This window comes from Paenibacillus sp. LK1 (assembly GCF_002750415.1).
Classification (GTDB): Bacteria; Bacillota; Bacilli; order Paenibacillales; family Paenibacillaceae; genus Paenibacillus; species Paenibacillus taichungensis.
Genome location: NZ_PEII01000019.1, coordinates 57,894 through 76,633 on the forward strand (window position 1 = coordinate 57,894; position 18,740 = coordinate 76,633).

Consider the following 18,740-nt stretch of genomic DNA (forward strand, 5'->3'; position numbering starts at 1 on the left):
AATCATAACAGTCGTCATGTTCAGTTACAACAGATCAGACGATCCTGCGTTACACTTGTTTGAATTCGATCCAGTCGATCTGCAGACCTGGTTTGGTGAAGTCCAGCTTCAATTCGTACAAACCTGCTTCCAAATCCACTTTAACAAGTTTTTGTCTGATCCATTTACCTTCAGTACCATTGGTTTGAATGGTCGTCATCAATTGATCATTGAGAATGACATTACATGCACTTTGAGCCAATTCCGGCTCAGGAGACATGATCTGTACAATAATCCGGTATTGACCTGCTTCATCCACTTTCATGTAAACAGGTTCGCCCACAACCGGTTTGACCTGTGCATTATCAGCCAGCGCTTGTGCCTGCTCTGAGGAAAGTGAAGCATTCGCTTGGAATGAAGCGACATTCTCTACAATCTCATGTTTTCTGGAGAAGACAGGTGCATTCATGATGAACTCACAAATATTCATAGCCGAGCGCTGAAGCTCGCCACGTGTCAACGTCCCATTTTCCAGAGATTCGATCGTGTTATCATCCCAGCCGTTGATTTCTGCGCCATAGTTAGGTACAACCATGTACAAATCGTTTTGAGCGCGAACCATCCAGTTGGTGTTTTTCCGATCTGCTGGTCCACCTTCAACGCCATCGTTCATAATAGCCCACCAGTCGGTCATCACGATACCTTGGAAGCCCCACTCCCCACGAAGAATGGTCGTGTTCAGATCATAGTTCGAAGCCGCCCAATGTCCATTAATCGGATTGTATGAAGTCATGATCGAGTTCGCACCGCCTTCTTTCACGGCAATCTCGAACCCTTTCAGATAGATCTCACGCAATGCACGTTCAGATACAACGGCATCCACTTTACTGCGATGTTTCTCCTGATTATTGCAGGCGAAATGCTTCAGCGTAGCATTAGAGCCACCCTTCATGATTCCTCTTGTGCAAGCAGCAGCAAATACACCGGAAATCAGCGGATCTTCTGAGAAATACTCAAAGTTACGTCCGTTCATCGGACTACGACGAATATTCAATCCAGGCCCGAGCAGTGCATCCACCTGATTTCTCAGCAATTCCTGGCCTTCCATCACATACAGCTCTTCAACGAGTTCTGCATTCCATGTTGCGGCCAGCAAAGTTCCAATGGAAACTTGTGTAGCCTTCTCCCCGCTATCCATACGAATACCGGATGGGCCATCCGCAGTACATGCAACAGGAATTCCGTAATTGAACAGACTGTCACTCACGCCGCCAAATGCGGAAGCTGTACCCGATGTAACTAGTGGGCTGCTCATACCTTCGCCTCTTACGATCGCTGCCAGATCCTGATCACTTAATTGGGCGATAAACGCTTCCAGGCTAACCTTGCCATCCTTTACATCTCTCAGCTTGTAGCCCTGATTGCCGGTTTGCTCCAGCGTTTGTGGCAAGCTTTGTTCAATTCGTTCAGCCATGGATACTTGACGTGTAGGTACATCTGCAAAGATCAACTCGTAAGAACCATCATCTTTGCGCGCTCCCGGCTTCATTCTCGTAAAGCCTTCCGTCGGTGCCATTGCCTCCTGGAGCTGTTCCACGAGTTGAATCGTTTCTACGACGTAGCCATCTTGGCCATCAATGCTGACATGCTCCACATTTTTGACACTGGTTCCCACGTACAAACGATATGTTCCTGCCTCAAGTACATACGCCGATGCATGTCCTGTTACGCCAGCATCATCATAGGAAGCCATGGAATCTACAGGGAAGCTCACAGTCAGACGCTGAGACTCACCCGGCTGAAGCAGATTCGTTTTGCCGAATGCCACCAAAGCTTTTGCAGGTTTCCCCAATTGACCTTGTGGGGCTTCATAATAGATCTGCACTACTTCTTTACCGGCATAGGTCGTGCCCGTATTGGTTACGGTTACATTCACCTTAATGCTATTTTCTCCGTCTTGAGAGATCAATTTTGCGTCTTCAGCCTTGGTTGTGAATGTGGTATAGGACAAGCCGTATCCAAATTCAAATTGTACTTTTTCAGGTCGAAACGTTTCGAAATAACGATAGCCTACGTAGATATCTTCTTGATAAAGGTTCTTAAACTCATTCCCGTAATTGCTTGTGGAAGGATAATCTTCAATGGAATATGCAATCGTATCAGTCAATTTACCACTTGGTGTAACGTCTCCGGCCAGTACATCGGCGATCGCATTACCACCCTCCATACCGCCATGCCACGAGTAAATGACACTTTGGATCGGATGAACGTAACTTTCATCATTCAACCAGCTCATGTCCATGATGTTCGAGACATTCAACACGACGATCGTTTGTTCAAAATGATTCGTGACCTGCTTCAGCATCGCTTTCTCATCTTCCGTCAACCGGTAGCTGCCTGGAGCATCCACATTATCCTGATCTTCGCCTGCTGTTCGTCCAATCACCACAATTGCTTTGCTGGATTTACTTCTGGCTTGGGATACCACTTCGTCCGTTAAAGGCATTTCCTTCTGATTCCAAGGCTCTGCCGCCCATACTTTTCCACCGTCATCAAATGGGTTTTCTTCAATCCATTTTTCATAGACAGCTGCCAATTCTTCATTAACTGTAAGTCCTATTTTGCTACGCAGACCATCCAGCAAATTGGTTGTATACGCCACATGAACGCTGCCGCCTGAGCCTGTACCACTGCGATAATAGTTGACTTGAATCCGTCCAAACACTGAAACGTTTTCGTCTTTTTGGATTGGAAGCGCTTGTCCTTCATTCTTCAAAAGCACTGCGCCTTCAGCGGCAACCGTGCGGCTAAACTCTGCAAACCCTTCCAATGGAACTCCGATTTGATGTGTGCTCAATGATTTCCCTCCTGATTGTCATCTCCATCTCCACGAATCACTATGTATATTCGTTAATCTGGTAGATTCACTTGTATCTAGTCTCATATTAACAGATTCTATAGTAGAAAATAAATCAGGTTAAACGTTTTTTCTCACAGTGGACATGATTTTGTAATTATCCAACTAAAAAAGCCACGAACGTTATTCGTCCGTGACTTTTAATCTTGTGTGACCTATGCATTAGGTCGTTAATTTGGCGTAGACAAGGAAGAACACCATGTTCTCTCCCACGATTGCATAATTAGGCACCCGATAGATCAGATCCACAACGATAAACGCAGCCATTATCCCCAGCATAAACACCAAGTGACGTGGACGCAGCCGCAGATGAGCATGCCTGTATCGGTGGAACACCAGCGAGGTGGACAGAAAATACAGCAGAACTGAACCAAATACAAAGGCTAACATGAAACCATAATTAAGTTCATCCAGGTATAACAACTGAATGGAGGCGGCAATCATGCTCATGGATATATAGATGAACAAATGGCCGTAGATGATTGTTTGCCCGGCGGTCTGGATCTCTTTGCTGACCTTTTTCTCAACATTATCAAAATACTGCCACCATATCGCAATCACAAATATGGATGTAAATGCCGCGAACAGAACAGATCGTACATCCCAGTGATCCATTTGCAGCACGGCAATGATACTGACAACCGACTCACCGAGCAGGATAAGCGTGAACAGAGCAAAACGTTCCAATAAATGATGGGTGTGTATCGGCACCTTCACCAGATTTTTGCGCCCAATGAGCGGGAGAATGATATCCACGGCAATTCCCACGTACAAAATCGCATATCGCAGCCACGAATCAAAGAACAGGGAACCTGTTGAGATCAAGATGCCGATGATGAAGCATACACCCAGATAACGGGCGGCTTTTTGTTGATGTTCGCTTTTGGAATTGTGAATCATAAAATATTGAATGGCTGTCAATGCCCTCGAACCGATATAACCCGCAAAGAAGGGAAGATAGTATTGATCAAAATCAACCGAGAGACTCGCCGTCATCACCAGAACAGACAGGAGTTGAAGGATGAGGAATACTCGATGAATGAAGATATCCTGACCATAACGGTTAATAAATAGGGTCTGACCGACCCATGCCCACCAGACAGGAATAAAAATTAAAACAAATTTCATCAGATATTCAAACGAAATCACGCCGTGTTCGGCATGCAGCAGGACATGTCCCGCTTTGGAGACCGCTGCTACAAAAAGCAAATCATAGAACAGCTCCAGCCAGGTAACCTTTTTCTCCATCATCCTTCAATGCTCCTTTTGGTTAAACTCTTATCAAAAAGATTGCTTGTTCTTGCCTCTTTTTTAACGTGCCATCATAGAATGCGAAGGCTCTACCGTTCTTACCTGGATGGGCTGCAAATTGCCTTCAATTTGGGCGCGATATGGCTCAAACCACTCAGGTAGCATGAGTTTCTGTCCAAGCGACTCCGCAGGCTCATCTTTCGCGAATCCAGGAGGATCAGTAGCAATTTCGAACAGGATTCCGCCCGCTTCTCTGAAATAGATTGCGTTAAAATATTGACGGTCCCGAACTGGGGTTGGTTGATAGCCGTACTGTTGTACAGCTTCTCTCCACTGCTCGTGCTCTGCAAAATCTTTGGCACGCCACGCAATATGGTGGACCGTCCCTGCTCCGCCTGCCCCCAAAGCCATCCGGGTGACAGGAACATCCACGACATTACCGATATCTCCGACGGACCGGAATCGTACATACTCCTCATCTTCATCTACTTTGGTGAATCCGAGTATTTTGTTCAGCGCATCCATCGTTCTCTGCGGATTGACGCTGAACAGCACGGCACCTCCAAATCCTTTGATGGCTTTATCCACTGGAATGCCTTCATGCACCCAGGTGCTGGCTGCACCCTCTTCCCGTTCAACCAGTTCCAGACGCAAGCCCTCGCTGTCTTCGAATTGCAGCAGCTCTTCGTTAAAACGACTTGTTTTGGTTACCTCAATGTTATACTGCTCCAGCCGATCCTGCCAGAAGCCAATAGTCCCAGGCGGAATCACATATGAGGTGATGCCAACCTGACCGCCACCAATTTTGCCTCGCGGTGATCCGGCTGATGGGAAGAATGTGATAATGGTACCTGGACTTCCGTTCTCATCCCCAAAGTACAGATGGTAAACGTCTGGTGCATCGAAGTTGATTGTTTTTTTCACAAGCCGAAGTCCCAAGACACCAGCATAAAAGTCGACATTAGCCTGCGGATCTCCCGCAAAAGCTGTAATATGGTGAATACCTGCAGTTTGAATGGTCATCATCATTTCCTCCTAGGTTTATAGATCATTTTGTATGGGAAGGGTTATTTGTAGATCGTCTTATAGGTGCTTTATTTATATTTATAGACGTATACTATCTTAATATTAAGATAATATACCGAACTGATTCAGTTATTATTTTGTTGGGCCTGTTCCTGTTTCAGTTTATCCGGAGTGACGTCATCGCCGTTCGGATCATAGATGGTTACATTCAGCAGAATATCGTTGATCGAACCGCGAAAGGTTTGCAGATATTCCTGGCGCAGACGAATTTGTTCTGCTTTCTCCATCTCCGTCAACCCTGCCGCGTTGGCTTTTCTTGAAAGTTCATTTATTCTGGTCAATGTTGGAATCATCATCTTGATCTCTCCTCGTAATCGGAATTAAGATATTTGTTTTTTGAGTGTAATTTATATTCAAATTAAATATCTTAATTTAAAGATAAATGATTTATGCTCCGTTGTCAACCGTTTTCTACCATTTAAAATAGAATGAAAAAAGGCCTACTCCAAAGTTTGACCTTAGAGTAAGCCCTTCTTATATTTTAGATATAGGTTAACCCAACTTCTGACCACAGTTTGGACAGAAGTTTGCACCATCATTCTTGGCGCCACAGTTTGGACAGAAGTTCGGCTTTTTATTGTCTCCAGACGAAGAAGATGCACCTGCATCGCTGTTTTGATTAGCCGCAGGTTTTTGATCCGAATTCTGATTCTGGTTGTTCTGGTTCTGATTCATGTTCTTCATCATTTCATTCGCCATGTTCATTCCCATCATCATGCCCGCCATATCCGAAGCAGCGCCGCCGCCTTTAACTTTGCCGGATGAGATGCCATCAGTCATGCTGACCTGCTGATATTTTTGCAAATTTCCAATCATTTCATGTGAAGCGGTCTTCGTAATCATATCCTGGATCTCCTGCGGGTAATTGAAGCTCATCACCTGGAAGCCTGTAATTCCGATTCCGATGTCCATCATTTGCATATCCAGATCTTCCTGAATTCCTTTGGCAATATCCGAAGCATTCGCCTGCAGGTTGAACATGTCCTTACCCTCACGGCTAATCCATTTCATTAGCAACTGATCCAGCACAGACGTGATCCTGATCTTAACATCCTCGACCAGATAGCTCTGCTTGATACCCGCAATTTTATCGATCAATGTAACATAGTCACTCACTTTAAAATTAAACGTACCATTCGCACGAACCGGCATTCCACCTGGAAGTTGAGGAGTTGGAATCAATACCGGACTTTGCGTACCCCACCGAACCGTAAACTCCTTCGTATTCACAAATAGCACTTCGACCCGCATGCCGCTGTTGAATCCGAACTTGAAGCCTTTTAAGGTAGACAGAAACGGAATGATCTCGGAATCGATATTAAACGACCCTTCGTCCTCAAAAATCCCTTCCACCTTGCCGTTATTCAGGAAGATCGCATCTTGCCCCGAACGGATAATCAATTTACTTCCCTTCTTGATCTCACGGTTACTCCACTTCCAGAAAATCATATCATCTCTGAACTCTTCCCATTCCACCACATTCGAAAATTGATTTTTGAAAAATCCCATACTCGTTCCCATCCCTTCTATAGTAAGCATATTGCATCATCATGACATAAGTTGAATTGTTGTTTTTCCTGCTAGAAAGATCCTCTACTACCACTGTGCGAATGACCGCCTCGGCTGGTACCTCCGCCCCCGCCGCCACCTCCGCCACCATTATTGTTGTTCTTCTCAATTTTGCGTTTGGTTACGGTAGTACGGATATACCGATCCTGACGATCGATTACACTGGAAGTATTCGAATCCTCGTAGGTCGCCCGGTTGACCGTCACACGTCCGCCAGAACGGTAAGTCATAATACCAACAACAACGCCTCCGATTAATACAGATACTCCTAATTGGAACCAACCGTTAAATAAAATATTGTTCGGGTTCACACCAGGTTCATACCCCATATATTTATAGGAAAGCTTAATATATTTCTCAAAGGCGAGTTTGTAATCCCCACTAGATAATTCAGAGGTAATCCTGCTTCGGATTGATTGCAGCCGACCGTTGTCCAGATAATCTTCAGCTTTATAGAATCCAGCCAAATACACTTCCCGATTATTCATGTCCATCGTCAGAATGACCGCATTTCCATTCGCTTTGTCATACCCAAGAGCGTGCTCATCATAGAAATCCTCGGTCAGCAGCTGTACATCCTGATTCTGTGTATTATTCGTTGTCAGAATAACAAAATCCGTCTGCCTCTCCGCCCCATACTCATTCGCCAATGCGTTCAGTTCACTTTTTTCCTGCTCGTTCAGCAGATTAGCTTCATCGTAAATCAGGTTTTTGCTATCTGCTGCCGATGCTACTGACATTGGAATCAATGGAGAAGCGAGGGTAATCACAAATAAAATGAGTGTTGCCATCCATGCCAAATGTTTTCCTTTTCTCACAGGAATCCACCTCCCATCATCCAGGAGACCAGTTTCAATGACAACAAAGAAACGGCTGAAATCCCTGCAAACCATCCAGCAACTTTAGCTTTGCTAATGGGCGGTTTTCCCACCACTTTACCTGTCTGACCATTCATGGCAAAGGTATACTGCGAACGATTGTAGTCATAGTAAACCATCCATACCGGGAGCAGCACATAGTCTGCATTTTTTAACGTAGTATCGATCTGTTTATCTGTGTAACTGACACTGTTATAACCTGAAACCGTTGATGCAATATAAGAATCAATATAAGAGCTCGTTTTTTCCTTGGCGCGCGGGTATAGTTCATCATCGGTATAACTATATTTTTCCGCAATATACCCGGCGAGATACGGGGTTTTGAAAAGCTTTAACTGGTTATACGGAAATGGCTCCAGCTTATCCATCAGTTCATCTTTCATTTTCTCCGAAGCATCAATTGGCAGATTCACATAGTTCAGCCGGATTCTCCGGTAAATATCAAAATGCTGTGTTTCCGTGTAATGATAATCACCCTGCGTGTAGGTTCTGATTTTTGTGCCACGGCCATGAACTTCGATTTTGTTATGTAACTCATATAACCAGAAGGGCACGTATATCCCGGTAATGCTCTTGACCCGGTCAGCTGTCATGAATCCGCTAGGTGTCAGCAAGCCGTTTCTGCACCATTTTTTGAACGCTTGCTTGGCCTCATCCTTACTGATCGAAAAGGGTAAGACCATGGCCGGTGCCAGATCTCCCGTCAGTCGATCACTCAGAACAACGGCGGCTCCACAGAAGCTGCATGTTGTTGCACTTGTCTCCGGCTCAGTCACAATATCCGCGCCGCAGCTGTTACAGTGATACTCCTTGACCTCATTCTCCGTGAACACCTGTTTCTTCAGCGGATCGGGGATCTGTTCGATGTTATCCTGGCGTCCGCAGCTGGGGCAGGACAACGCTCCAGTTGCACTATCAAAAAGCATTCCACTGCCGCAGTTGGGACACTTGTACTCGATTACCGGCATTTGCTCACCTCAATGTTTAACGAAATGTATTATCTTAATATATCTTTATTTATCTTCCAATTTCTTCTGAATTGCTGCAAGCTCTTCCTCTGGACTCGGCGTCACCTGAGCATTATTACCCGCTTCGGCATTCATTTGCTGCTCCAACTGCGCAATTAGTACATCCAAATCATCTTCCTGTGCCCCAGCACGAAGTTCAGCCAAAGCCTCAGCTTCGTTAAGCGCCTGATTCGCCTTGTCTTCCATCGCCTTTAGAGCAGCACTCGCATTGGCAGCGGAAGCGTTCCGTTCATTGGCCTGTTGTTGCGCATTGGCAGCAGACATTTTGCCCTTCAGCTCCGTATGCCGAGCTTCCAATTGCCCCATATCCGCAACCAGCTTCTCGTGCATGTGCTTCATCATTTTAGCTTTGGCAGAAGCCCGATCATAGGCAGCTTGTAATTCATTCCGTTTCTCAGCCTGCTCTGCCTTCTTTTCCAGAAAACTACGTGCCTTGTCTTCATCACCGGACTCCGCAGATTTCTCTGCATACCGCTGTAATTTCTTAATCTCTGCACTGCATTCGTCCAAAGCCCTCTTCGCCCGGCTCTCATCCGAGAGAACCGCAGCCGTCTCTGCCTTCACCTGACCCAGATCACTGCTCAAGCTCCGCATATATTCATTCACCGTCTTCTCCGGATCTTGCGTCCGAGCCAGCACATGGTTCACATTCGCTTTCATCACGTCCCTAAACCTCGATAAGATTCCCATCATTCGTTCCTCCTTCGATCAGTTCATATGTACTATAATACATGAATATGAGGTTGAAGGTTTCATTTACTGCCACTGCAACAATAAATCTGAAGTAATCCAAGCGTGACATAATCCCCTTACGTTATAAAAGAAAAGACGAGCACCTATGGTGTCGTCTCATTATTCTAAAACTTTTCCGAAATCATTGTTTTCCTTTTCCTTATTCACAGTTCTTCTATAAATTTGATACTTTCCTCTGCAATTAGACCGGGATCAGCATCATGAACGTAATGACCATTATGTAATAACAGATAGCGCCCAATTTTCACAGACTCAACGTAGTTTACTAAGTAATTTTTCCAGTTCTCGACAGGTAATTCCTCTCCATTAGATATAAAAAAATACATGGGCACATCCGGAATACCTCGTTCTAAAACTTGCGCTGCATTATTCCTAATCATTTTAACTTCTTCATTCATGTTCATTGTCTGCGTTTTCTTATAAAATAATGCCCTATAGATCTCCTCCTCTTGGGAGGACAACCTCTTCTCTTCAATTGCGGCGGACGAGTTAACAATGTCCGGAAAAAAACGGGTTATTCCGACACGAGCTCCTAGGCCTGTAAGACTCCTCATTCCAAATGAAGGTAGAGGATACTCTTCATAAACTTGTGGAATAGCAGGATCAAGACCAATGATAGCCTCAATTTCATTTGGATACATCTGTGCCCAATATAGTGCTTCTATGCCCGACATAGAATGCGGAAATAATACATAGGGCGGTGTTTCTCCCGCTAACGTCAGAGCTATTCTGGTTTCTTCCAACATCGTATCGATATCACGAGGGACCTTTGCCGTTGCACTGAAGCCGTAGCCTGCCTTCTCTACAACAGCAATCTTGTATTGATTCGACAATCTGGAATAGAGCGCCTTGAAATCCAATACAGGAGAAGATGTGCCCCCACCTGCCATAAAGACCAGTGTATGTTTTCCGGAACCTTCTGTGTAGACATGCATTGGGTGATTATTAACATCAACCAATACACCTGGCGGTGATAGTATGGCCGATTCTTTCTTTAATTTAATTGTATGATTCGTGAAACTAATCGCTATGAACAAAAGCAGGATACCCAATAAAGCCAATGAACCATAACTCATTCGTTTGAGTACAATTTTCATTACATTCCACCAACATTCTGTCCCATTTCCAATTATTATAGCATGTGTTCATAGACGTATACTTTACTAGGATTCGACAGGAAGGCTACTGGAGCTGAAAGCATCGGATACCTCCAGAATGTTGGTGATGTCATCACCGTGAATATGGCAAAGCCTACGATTTGGATCGATTGCTGATCCAATCTGACAAGGAGTCCATCTAGGATGGATTAGTTGAAGAATGAACAATTCTGGCATTTGTACAAGAGAACATTCCAGAAGCCTTGCTAATGTGTATCTTCCCATCTGATTCTTTCATTTTCCCATCTAAAAAGACTTTAAACGCTTGCGCTTCCTGAAGACTCATGACTTGTTCATTTCCTTCCAACCCGTTCATGGATAATACATATTCGACGATTGCGTCTGAGTCTGTTATGGAAAGCGAGTCTTCATACACATGTAATTGCACATCAGTAAAGGCATTTTCAAGTTGTTGCTTTCCGTTCTCCATGGAAAATTTCGACTCAATCATGCCAAGAACACGGTCATATTGGCTATCAGGATTAAATTCTTTTACCAACTCTTTCATCTCGGCCATATTTCGTGAACCGATGGTACTTGCATAAAAGGTCCCGCTCTTCTTAAGCACTCTCCCGATTTCGGACAATGCCCTCTCCAAATTCCCAAGATGATATAACATATGATTCGCAATTACAATATCAAAGCTTTCATCGGGATAATGAATTTTCTCTGCATCCATGACACTCCATTGGGCACGTTCCCCAAGATGAGCAAGATTGCGCTGGGCGTCCTGAAGCATCCCCGACGATTTGTCTGTAATGGTTATATCCCAATGATCAGGAATGCGCTCGGCATTGGCCATCCACAATAATCCGTTTCCACCACCCAACTCTAAAACCCTGAGATAATCCTTCTTTGGAAATTGATCAAAGACCCAAAGAGGCCAGGGATATGGATTCGTGCTGTATGTTTTATGCAAATGAATTCTCGCGTTGAATTTACCCGAATTAGCATATTGCTTACTTTGGTCAGGGTTTTCATTTTTGGCCGACATTTGAGTCCGCTCCTTTAGCCAGACGCCATGTACGCATGGAATCCGCATAGTTTAATAACTGTTCGGCAAACATCTGAACCTCACTGTCGTTCCAATCGCGCAAGATATGTGCCAAACCATCAATACTCACTTTCAGGAAATCAGATAATACCTCTTCTCCCAATGGAGATAAGGTAACCAAACTGGACCGTAAATCATTCGGATCTGAGACCGCAACGATATGACCAGACAGTTTCAATCCCTGAATTCTCCGGGTGATTGATGAGGGATTCAAATCTAGTTTGCTGGCAATATCCGTGATCCTCACAGCTCCTTGTTCCTTGACTAACAATAGAATCTCAAACGTTAGACGGTCCAGATCTGACCGAAGATTTTGTGCATGCGTAAATTCTTTAACTATTCTTAACGTACCGTAAGCCAACTTCTCCAGCTCATCTCGATTACTTGCCAAAAATGATCACCTCCAATCTGATCATAATTTATTTGTTTGCGCAAAGCAAATAAATATTTTCTCGCGCTTTGTTTGGTTGCTTTACTAACTCCGCTGGCGCAGGGATGCCATTCCTCTGCAAGTTGGCTATAATAAGGAAAGCCCTCTGGTCTGATGTACCAGCAGGAACTATGAATGATTTTTATAAAAGGCAGGAAAATTATGCGTACACGAGTTCATATTATCGCCCCTTACGAATCCATGACTACTATTATAGAAGAATGTATTCCGCTATTCCCCCAGTTGGCCATTCAATATGAGGTGGGCGACCTGATGAAAGGCGCCGAATTGGCGGCACAGGCTGAACGAAACGGAGCGGAGATTATGATTAGCCGCGGCGGTACTGCCCAACTAATCAAGGAAGCCGTAACCATTCCCGTCATTGATGTGCAGCTGTCCGGATATGACATGATTCGTTCGCTAACGCTCGCAAGCCAGTTCAACGGCCAAACCGCTATCGTTGGCTTTGCCAACATTACTTCAGGGGCACAGTCGATTATCGATCTAATGGAACTGCCTTTAAAGGTGTATACTATACGCAGTTCCGAGGATGTGGCACGGCTGTTACTGGAGCTGAAAGCGTCAGGGTACCGTCAGATTGTTGGCGATGTTATCACCGTGAATACAGCCAAAACCTATGGAATGGAAGGATTGCTGATCCAGTCTGGCAAGGAATCCATCCTCAGAGCGCTTGAAGATGCACAGTTGGTATATCGGTACTTAAGTAAAAATCACGCGATATCCGTCATACTGAACAATCTGGTTACCCAAGAGCATCCTAATCTTCTTGTTTTAAACGAGGAGAGCGAGGTTGTATTTGAGAATTTGACCGATTTTGAGCAGAATCCACTCACCGATAATCACATTTATCTCACCAATACCAACTTGGATTTCCATCAATCCCAAGTTCAAAATGTGTTCATCGTGGATGATTACCAACTTACGGTAACGGCCTATGAAACAACGTTAAATAACAAAACCTATAAAGTATACTCCCTTGAAAAAGGACAGCCCTATGCTTTTGCACAATTCGGCATAACGGCATATACCGATATATCCATGGAGCCGATCGTTGCCGAATCCCCTGCCATGCAGGCCGTATTGAAAAATATCCGGGCGGTTTACGAGAACCATGAACCCATTTATCTACTAGGTGAAGCGGATTCGGGCAAGTCTTTTCTGGTAAAACATATTCATCAGATGTACTCCAGCGGTGGGCTGATGCTCCAAATCGAGCTTGCTCAGGTTCCTCCAGGCCATTTGCACAAAATCCCCCTCTCCAAAGTTCGCAACGTGGAAATTAATCATTTGGAAGATGGCTCGAAGGATGAGGAATTGATCTCATTCATTCAGACCTGTCTACAGAGGCAGATCGGGGTATTCATCCTGGGGGAAAAGGGATTGAATCCAAACAGAACGCTGGATGTCGAGCTGAATACGATCATTATGCCGAGCCTTGTAGACAGGCAGGAGGATCTTGCGCCACTAATCCAGCATTTCCTCAGTGATTACTACCAGAAGTATGGAACGGTTGCGGTGAAGATGAAAGAGGATGCGTTGCAGCTAATTAGAAATCAAGTTCCGTATATGACAGTGAACCAGTTGAGGCATCTTATCAAACAGGCTGCATTGAACGAACAGGACTACGTGATCTCAGCTGAGACCTTATCACATCTGCTCGGTGAACAACCCTCATCCAATACGATGAAGCTCAGTGGTACGCTGAAAGAAATCGAAAAAGAGATTATTCAACTCGTTCTACATGAGGAAAACAATAATCAATCCAAGGCGGCCGAACGCTTAGGGATTAACCGTGCCACGTTATGGCGTAAACTTAAAGAGTAACTTTAGGTTTACGCTTTTTTTACGATTATATGTGTTGCATATTTAAACACTTATAACTATTTCTTAAAATTTACAATAATTAAGTGTTGCTAAAATAAACAATATGGGATAACATAGTCCCTGCAAACGCTTTATAAAAACGATTACTTCATAAGGAGCCACTACTATGAACATTAAAGCAACATTAGATCGTATTCCTGGCGGTATGATGGTTGTTCCCCTGTTGCTCGGTGCAACCATTAACACATTCTTTCCGAATGCTTTGCGAATCGGGGGTTTCACGGAAGCCCTGTTCGTGAATAGCTCAAGTACATTGATCGCCCTGTTCCTGTTGATTGCTGGTACACAAATTACGTTCAAGACAGCCGGTTCTTCGGTTGGTAAAGGCGTTACATTGCTTGTGTTCAAGTGGGCAGTTGGTGCAATATTAGGTTTGATCGCCATCTATTTTGCGGATTCCAATGGTTTATTCCTTGGTTTGGCACCGCTTGCTATTATCGCTGCAATGACGAATTCCAATGGTGGATTGTACATCGCGCTGGCCGGACAATACGGCAAAGAGGATGACAAGGCTGCTTATCCATTCCTCGCACTCAGCGATGGACCGTTCCTCACCATGGTTGCACTCTCTATTTTCGGTGCGATGGGCTTCGCCAACGGCATGTTCTCCCCGATGGCTTTTGTAGCCGTACTGCTTCCACTGATCGTCGGTGTTGTTATCGGTAACCTGGATCGCAACCTTGCTGAATGGCTGCACAAAGGCAGCGACAAGCTCGTTCCATTCTTCGCCTTTTCACTGGGTATGGGAATCAACTTCTCGTCCATCATTCAAGGCGGACTTAGCGGCATTATGCTGGGTGTAATTACTGTATTGATTACTGGCGGCGTCGGTTACCTGCTCTTCAAAGCCATTGGCTGGAATCCCATTGTCGGAGCTTCGGAAGGTTCCACAGCCGGTAACGCTGTAGGTACACCTGCTGCCATCGTGGCGGCAAATGCTTCTTTTGCCCCTATTGCCGAGATTGCTACAGTACAAATTGCTGCGAGTGTTGTGACGACTGCCATTCTACTGCCGATCTTCATCGGATTCCTTTCCAAAAGGCTGGAGAAATCAGGCGGTGTCGAGAAATACAATCAAAGACCATCCACATAAATGCATTGAATTTAGCTGACCGGACTTATATTTAATTTGGATTTTCAAGGAGGGATGACTGCATGAAATTAGCCATTATTGCAGATGATTTGACCGGCGCCAATGACAGCGGGGTGCAGCTTGCCCGTCATGGATTAAAGACAAGCGTACTATTCAACATGGACGAAGATAACATTCGTAATTACGATGCGGTCGTGTTTGATACCGATAGCCGTTCCATCACACCGGAGGATGCGTATCAGCGGGTTAGTCGAGCAGCAGAACTGCTGTTAAGAAACGGCTTTGGCACCATTTTCAAAAAAATGGATTCAACCATGCGCGGAAACATCGGGATCGAGATCGACGCTTTGTACGATGTGGTCAAACCGGACTTCATGATGATTGCCCCGGGCTATCCCAAGAACAACCGCACCATTCTTAATGGCACACATTATCTGAACGGGGTTCCACTGGCCGATACCGAGATTGCGAATGATCCGAAGACACCTGTGACTCTTTCATATCTTCCGGATTTGCTCAAGCTCCAGACCAAGTATGAAGTGGGCGAGATTACGGTGAGTGATCTTGAATCGGGTACAGATCATATGAAGACGCAATTGGAAACCTTTAAGGCAAACGGCATTCCCTATATCCTCGTCGACTCAACGGATGAGCAGCATTTGGAGCAGGTTCTGAGTATCACCAGTGAGCTGGATTATTCATTTGCCTGGGCAGGCTCAGCAGGGATCGCGAACTACCTTCCCACTCATTACGGTTTGGGAGCCAAGTCTGCGGAATTAAACATTCCGGCAAATCCAGGTCCGATCCTCACTGTTGTAGGGAGTGTGAACAAAAACTCTCGTGAGCAGCTCAAGCAGTTGCTACAGAAAACCAACGTATCATCCATCCCGTTCCACTCGTTCAAAGCCGTATCGGGATCGGCAGATCGTGAGCAAGAAATCGATCGTGTGTATGAGGAAGTGATGGCCAAAGCCGTGGAAGGTAATGACGTTGTCCTCTATTCAACCGCCGAACAGGTAGATATTGAACTAGCACGTGCTACGGGTGAAGTCAGAGGACTTAATCACACCGAGGTCAGCAATGAAATTGTACGGGCCATAGGTGAAATCTGTGCCAAGCTACTGGAGAATGGGTACTTCAAAGGTGTATCCATGACGGGCGGAGATACAGCTAAGCAAATCTGTATGAAGTGGAATATCAGCGGTTTTGAGCTGCTTGATGAGCTTGAAATTGGTGTACCGATATCGAAATTTATTGGTATTGAGGATCTGCACGTGATCACCAAAGCGGGCGGGTTCGGCAAGCCCGACGTCTTCATCCATGCGATTGAGAAATTAAAAGGAGGAGTTACCGTATGAAACCAACCGTAGGAATTACAATGGGCGATGCAGCAGGTATTGGACCCGAGATCATTATGAAAGCATTGGGCCATCAGGAGGTCTACAACAATTGCAATCCACTCGTCATTGGCGATGCAAAAATATTGGAGCGTGTCCTGCCTGTCATCGGATCGAGCCTGAAGGTAAATGCTATTCATGAGCCATCCGAAGCCAAGTATGAATTCGGTACTGTGGACGTTATTGATTTGGATCTCATTCCTGCCGATCTGGAGTATGGAAAAGTATCTGCCGTTGCGGGAGATGCAGCATTTCAGTATCTGGCGAAAGCCATTGATCTAGCGAAAAAACAGCACATTCACTCCATCTGCACGGCGCCTCTGAACAAGGAAGCCCTGCACCTGGGTGGGCACTTGTATCCAGGTCACACCGAGATTTTGGCCGATCTGACCGATACAGAAGATTTCTCCATGATGCTGACTACACCCAATCTGCGAGTAATTCACCTTACGACACATATGGGCCTGATTGATGCCATTGCGAGCATCAACCCGGAAAGAACATACACTGTGGTTAAACTGGCTCATGATACGTTGAAAAAAGCCGGCTTCGAAAATCCGCGTGTAGCTGTTTGTGGTATCAACCCGCATGCAGGTGAGAACGGACTGTTCGGTAATGGTGAAGAGGAAGAAAAACTGCAGCCCGGCATCGAACGTGCGCAACAGGAAGGCATTAACGTCGTTGGTCCACTTCCAGCGGACACGTTATTCTTCCGCGCTGGCCGTGGTGATTTTGATATCGTTGTGGCTTGTTATCACGATCAGGGACATGCACCAATTAAGGTTATGGGCATTGAAGAAGGTGTGAACATTACGGTAGGTCTCAAAGGCGGCATTATCCGTACTTCTGTGGACCATGGAACAGCCTTTGACATCGCAGGCAAAAACATTGCCGATGACAAAAGCATGTTGGCCGCCATCCGTTCCGCCATTGAGCTTGCGCCCAAAGCGCAAATTTAACAGCACGTATTCACATATAAAGATTAAAAAGCAGCGATTCTGTCGTCACGGAAGAATCGCTGCTTTTTCTTTTGGGTCAGAATATTTTGATTCATCGGCAAGGAACTTGTTCATAATCACTTTATGGACGATCGTACCAATAGCCAGGAATACCTCGTTCCAGACGCATCAACGCTTCAAGATAAAAATAATCGCCCCAGATCGTGTAATCATCAGGTGAATCTCCACCTCTTACGGAGTATGAACCATGCTTCAGCAGACCCTCGGCTGTATCCGAGCCCTGCGTGGAGTAGTGATTAATTAAGGATTTCATGGACGATTCCGCTGCGTTCTGAAAAACCTCCCGCTCAGGATCGGCTTCATCAAGCCGCCCGGCAATTTCCAGCAGACCACAGGCAACAATAGCCGATGCAGAACTGTCCCGTTTCGTATCTGACGTTTGCGGGGCATCAAAATCCCAATACGCTACTTCATCCTCCGGAAGATGGGCAATGAAATAACGGGCAAGACGTTTGGCTGTCTCCAGCATCTCTGCACTTTGCAGATAGCGGCTGCACAGTGCAAAACCATATATCCCCCATGCCTGTCCGCGAGTCCAGGTAGAACCATCATTGTAGCCTTGATGCGTCCCCCCTCGAATGGCCTCTCCGGTAGCCTGATCAAAATAAAAGGTATGATAACTAGAGTCGTCTCCACGAACGAGGAAACGGCGGCTTTTCAGCGCATGCAGCTCGGCGACGCGGCGATACTCCTCGTTATTGGTCTGCTCATACGCCCAGAACAGCAGTGGAAGATTGAGCAGGCAATCGATAATAATTCGCCCTCCGTTATTCACATCACCTTTCCGCCCCCAAGCCTGAATCAGTCCAGCATCCTCCCTCCAGCGTTTCATCAGCATATCAGCTGCTTCCAGCGTAAGTTTCCTTGCAGCGGCGTCATGCTCCACAATCCATTGTGCCTTAGAAGACAACGAATAAAGGAAGCCAATATCATGATGATCGAAAATGATTTTCTGCTCCATTCGCCGACGGAAGTTATCGACGCTATCCACGGCAGCCTCACGAAACCTCTGGTCCTGAGTATACTCCGTGCATAACCACAGGATGCCTGACCAGAACCCTGCCGTCCACTCCGTATTATCGTTAAGCACATAATGCTCATCCCCATTACTAACATGGGGAAAGCGCCCATCAAATCGATCTATATTACGTCGGGTGACATGAAGTGCATCTTCAATAGCTTTTTTCCACATGGAACAGTTCCTCCTCTAGGCAAGTCATATTC

Annotated in this window: 16 protein-coding genes; 4 read left to right on the forward strand and 12 right to left on the reverse strand. The window is 45.5% G+C overall.

Going from position 1 to position 18,740, the window contains the following annotated elements; genetic code table 11:
• Positions 1–49: 49 nt before the first annotated feature.
• The 11 genes from CS562_RS29775 to CS562_RS29825 all read right to left on the reverse strand — a co-directional run bounded on the left by CS562_RS29775 (position 50) and on the right by CS562_RS29825 (position 12,063).
• A complete protein-coding gene (locus CS562_RS29775) occupies positions 50–2,836 on the reverse strand; it encodes a glycoside hydrolase family 3 C-terminal domain-containing protein (protein WP_099859160.1) in 2,787 nt (928 codons plus the stop codon).
• 222 nt (positions 2,837–3,058) lie between these two features.
• Positions 3,059–4,147, reverse strand: a complete 1,089-nt coding sequence (locus CS562_RS29780; protein WP_099859161.1) for a low temperature requirement protein A — start codon at positions 4,145–4,147, stop codon at positions 3,059–3,061.
• A 60-nt stretch (positions 4,148–4,207) separates the two neighbouring features.
• Positions 4,208–5,170 carry a ring-cleaving dioxygenase gene (locus CS562_RS29785; RefSeq protein WP_099859162.1) on the reverse strand — a complete coding sequence of 321 codons (963 nt, stop codon included), beginning with the start codon at positions 5,168–5,170 and terminating at the stop codon, positions 4,208–4,210.
• 128 nt (positions 5,171–5,298) lie between these two features.
• Positions 5,299–5,526 carry a DUF896 domain-containing protein gene (locus CS562_RS29790; protein WP_063566529.1) on the reverse strand — a complete coding sequence of 76 codons (228 nt, stop codon included), beginning with the start codon at positions 5,524–5,526 and terminating at the stop codon, positions 5,299–5,301.
• Between the two features lie 199 nt (positions 5,527–5,725).
• Positions 5,726–6,742: an SPFH domain-containing protein gene (locus CS562_RS29795; protein ID WP_099859163.1), complete on the reverse strand. Its 1,017-nt coding sequence runs from the start codon at positions 6,740–6,742 to the stop codon at positions 5,726–5,728.
• Positions 6,743–6,813: 71 nt separating this feature from the next.
• Positions 6,814–7,593, reverse strand: a complete 780-nt coding sequence (locus CS562_RS29800) for a TPM domain-containing protein (RefSeq protein ID WP_099859186.1) — start codon at positions 7,591–7,593, stop codon at positions 6,814–6,816.
• 23 nt (positions 7,594–7,616) lie between these two features.
• Positions 7,617–8,648: a TFIIB-type zinc ribbon-containing protein gene (locus CS562_RS29805; RefSeq protein WP_099859164.1), complete on the reverse strand. Its 1,032-nt coding sequence runs from the start codon at positions 8,646–8,648 to the stop codon at positions 7,617–7,619.
• Positions 8,649–8,693: 45 nt separating this feature from the next.
• Positions 8,694–9,398 (reverse strand): PspA/IM30 family protein, encoded by a 705-nt coding sequence (locus CS562_RS29810; RefSeq protein ID WP_180287249.1) that lies wholly within the window; start codon positions 9,396–9,398, stop codon positions 8,694–8,696.
• A gap of 206 nt (positions 9,399–9,604) precedes the next feature.
• Positions 9,605–10,558, reverse strand: a complete 954-nt coding sequence (locus tag CS562_RS29815; protein WP_099859166.1) for an alpha/beta fold hydrolase — start codon at positions 10,556–10,558, stop codon at positions 9,605–9,607.
• 199 nt (positions 10,559–10,757) lie between these two features.
• A complete protein-coding gene (locus CS562_RS29820; RefSeq protein ID WP_180287248.1) occupies positions 10,758–11,612 on the reverse strand; it encodes a class I SAM-dependent methyltransferase in 855 nt (284 codons plus the stop codon).
• Positions 11,596–12,063, reverse strand: a complete 468-nt coding sequence (locus tag CS562_RS29825) for a MarR family winged helix-turn-helix transcriptional regulator (protein ID WP_099859168.1) — start codon at positions 12,061–12,063, stop codon at positions 11,596–11,598. Before CS562_RS29825 ends, CS562_RS29820 begins: the two co-directional genes overlap by 17 nt.
• A gap of 174 nt (positions 12,064–12,237) precedes the next feature.
• On the opposite strand from CS562_RS29825, the gene CS562_RS29830 reads away from it, so the two are divergent.
• From CS562_RS29830 to pdxA, 4 genes are all read left to right on the forward strand, one after another.
• A complete protein-coding gene (locus CS562_RS29830; protein ID WP_257219648.1) occupies positions 12,238–13,947 on the forward strand; it encodes a sigma-54-dependent transcriptional regulator in 1,710 nt (569 codons plus the stop codon).
• Positions 13,948–14,113: 166 nt separating this feature from the next.
• Complete coding sequence (locus CS562_RS29835; protein WP_064641229.1) at positions 14,114–15,100, forward strand: 2-keto-3-deoxygluconate permease; 987 nt, start codon at positions 14,114–14,116, stop codon at positions 15,098–15,100.
• A 62-nt stretch (positions 15,101–15,162) separates the two neighbouring features.
• Complete coding sequence (locus tag CS562_RS29840; protein ID WP_076291969.1) at positions 15,163–16,458, forward strand: four-carbon acid sugar kinase family protein; 1,296 nt, start codon at positions 15,163–15,165, stop codon at positions 16,456–16,458.
• Positions 16,455–17,456, forward strand: coding sequence for a 4-hydroxythreonine-4-phosphate dehydrogenase PdxA (gene pdxA, locus CS562_RS29845; protein ID WP_099859169.1), 1,002 nt, complete (start codon positions 16,455–16,457; stop codon positions 17,454–17,456). The genes CS562_RS29840 and pdxA overlap by 4 nt, the downstream gene beginning before the upstream one ends.
• A gap of 121 nt (positions 17,457–17,577) precedes the next feature.
• On the opposite strand, the gene CS562_RS29850 is transcribed toward pdxA, so the two are convergent.
• On the reverse strand, positions 17,578–18,708 hold the full coding sequence (locus CS562_RS29850; protein WP_099859170.1) for a glycoside hydrolase family 88 protein: 1,131 nt from the start codon (positions 18,706–18,708) through the stop codon (positions 17,578–17,580).
• Between the last annotated feature and the right edge of the window lie 32 nt (positions 18,709–18,740).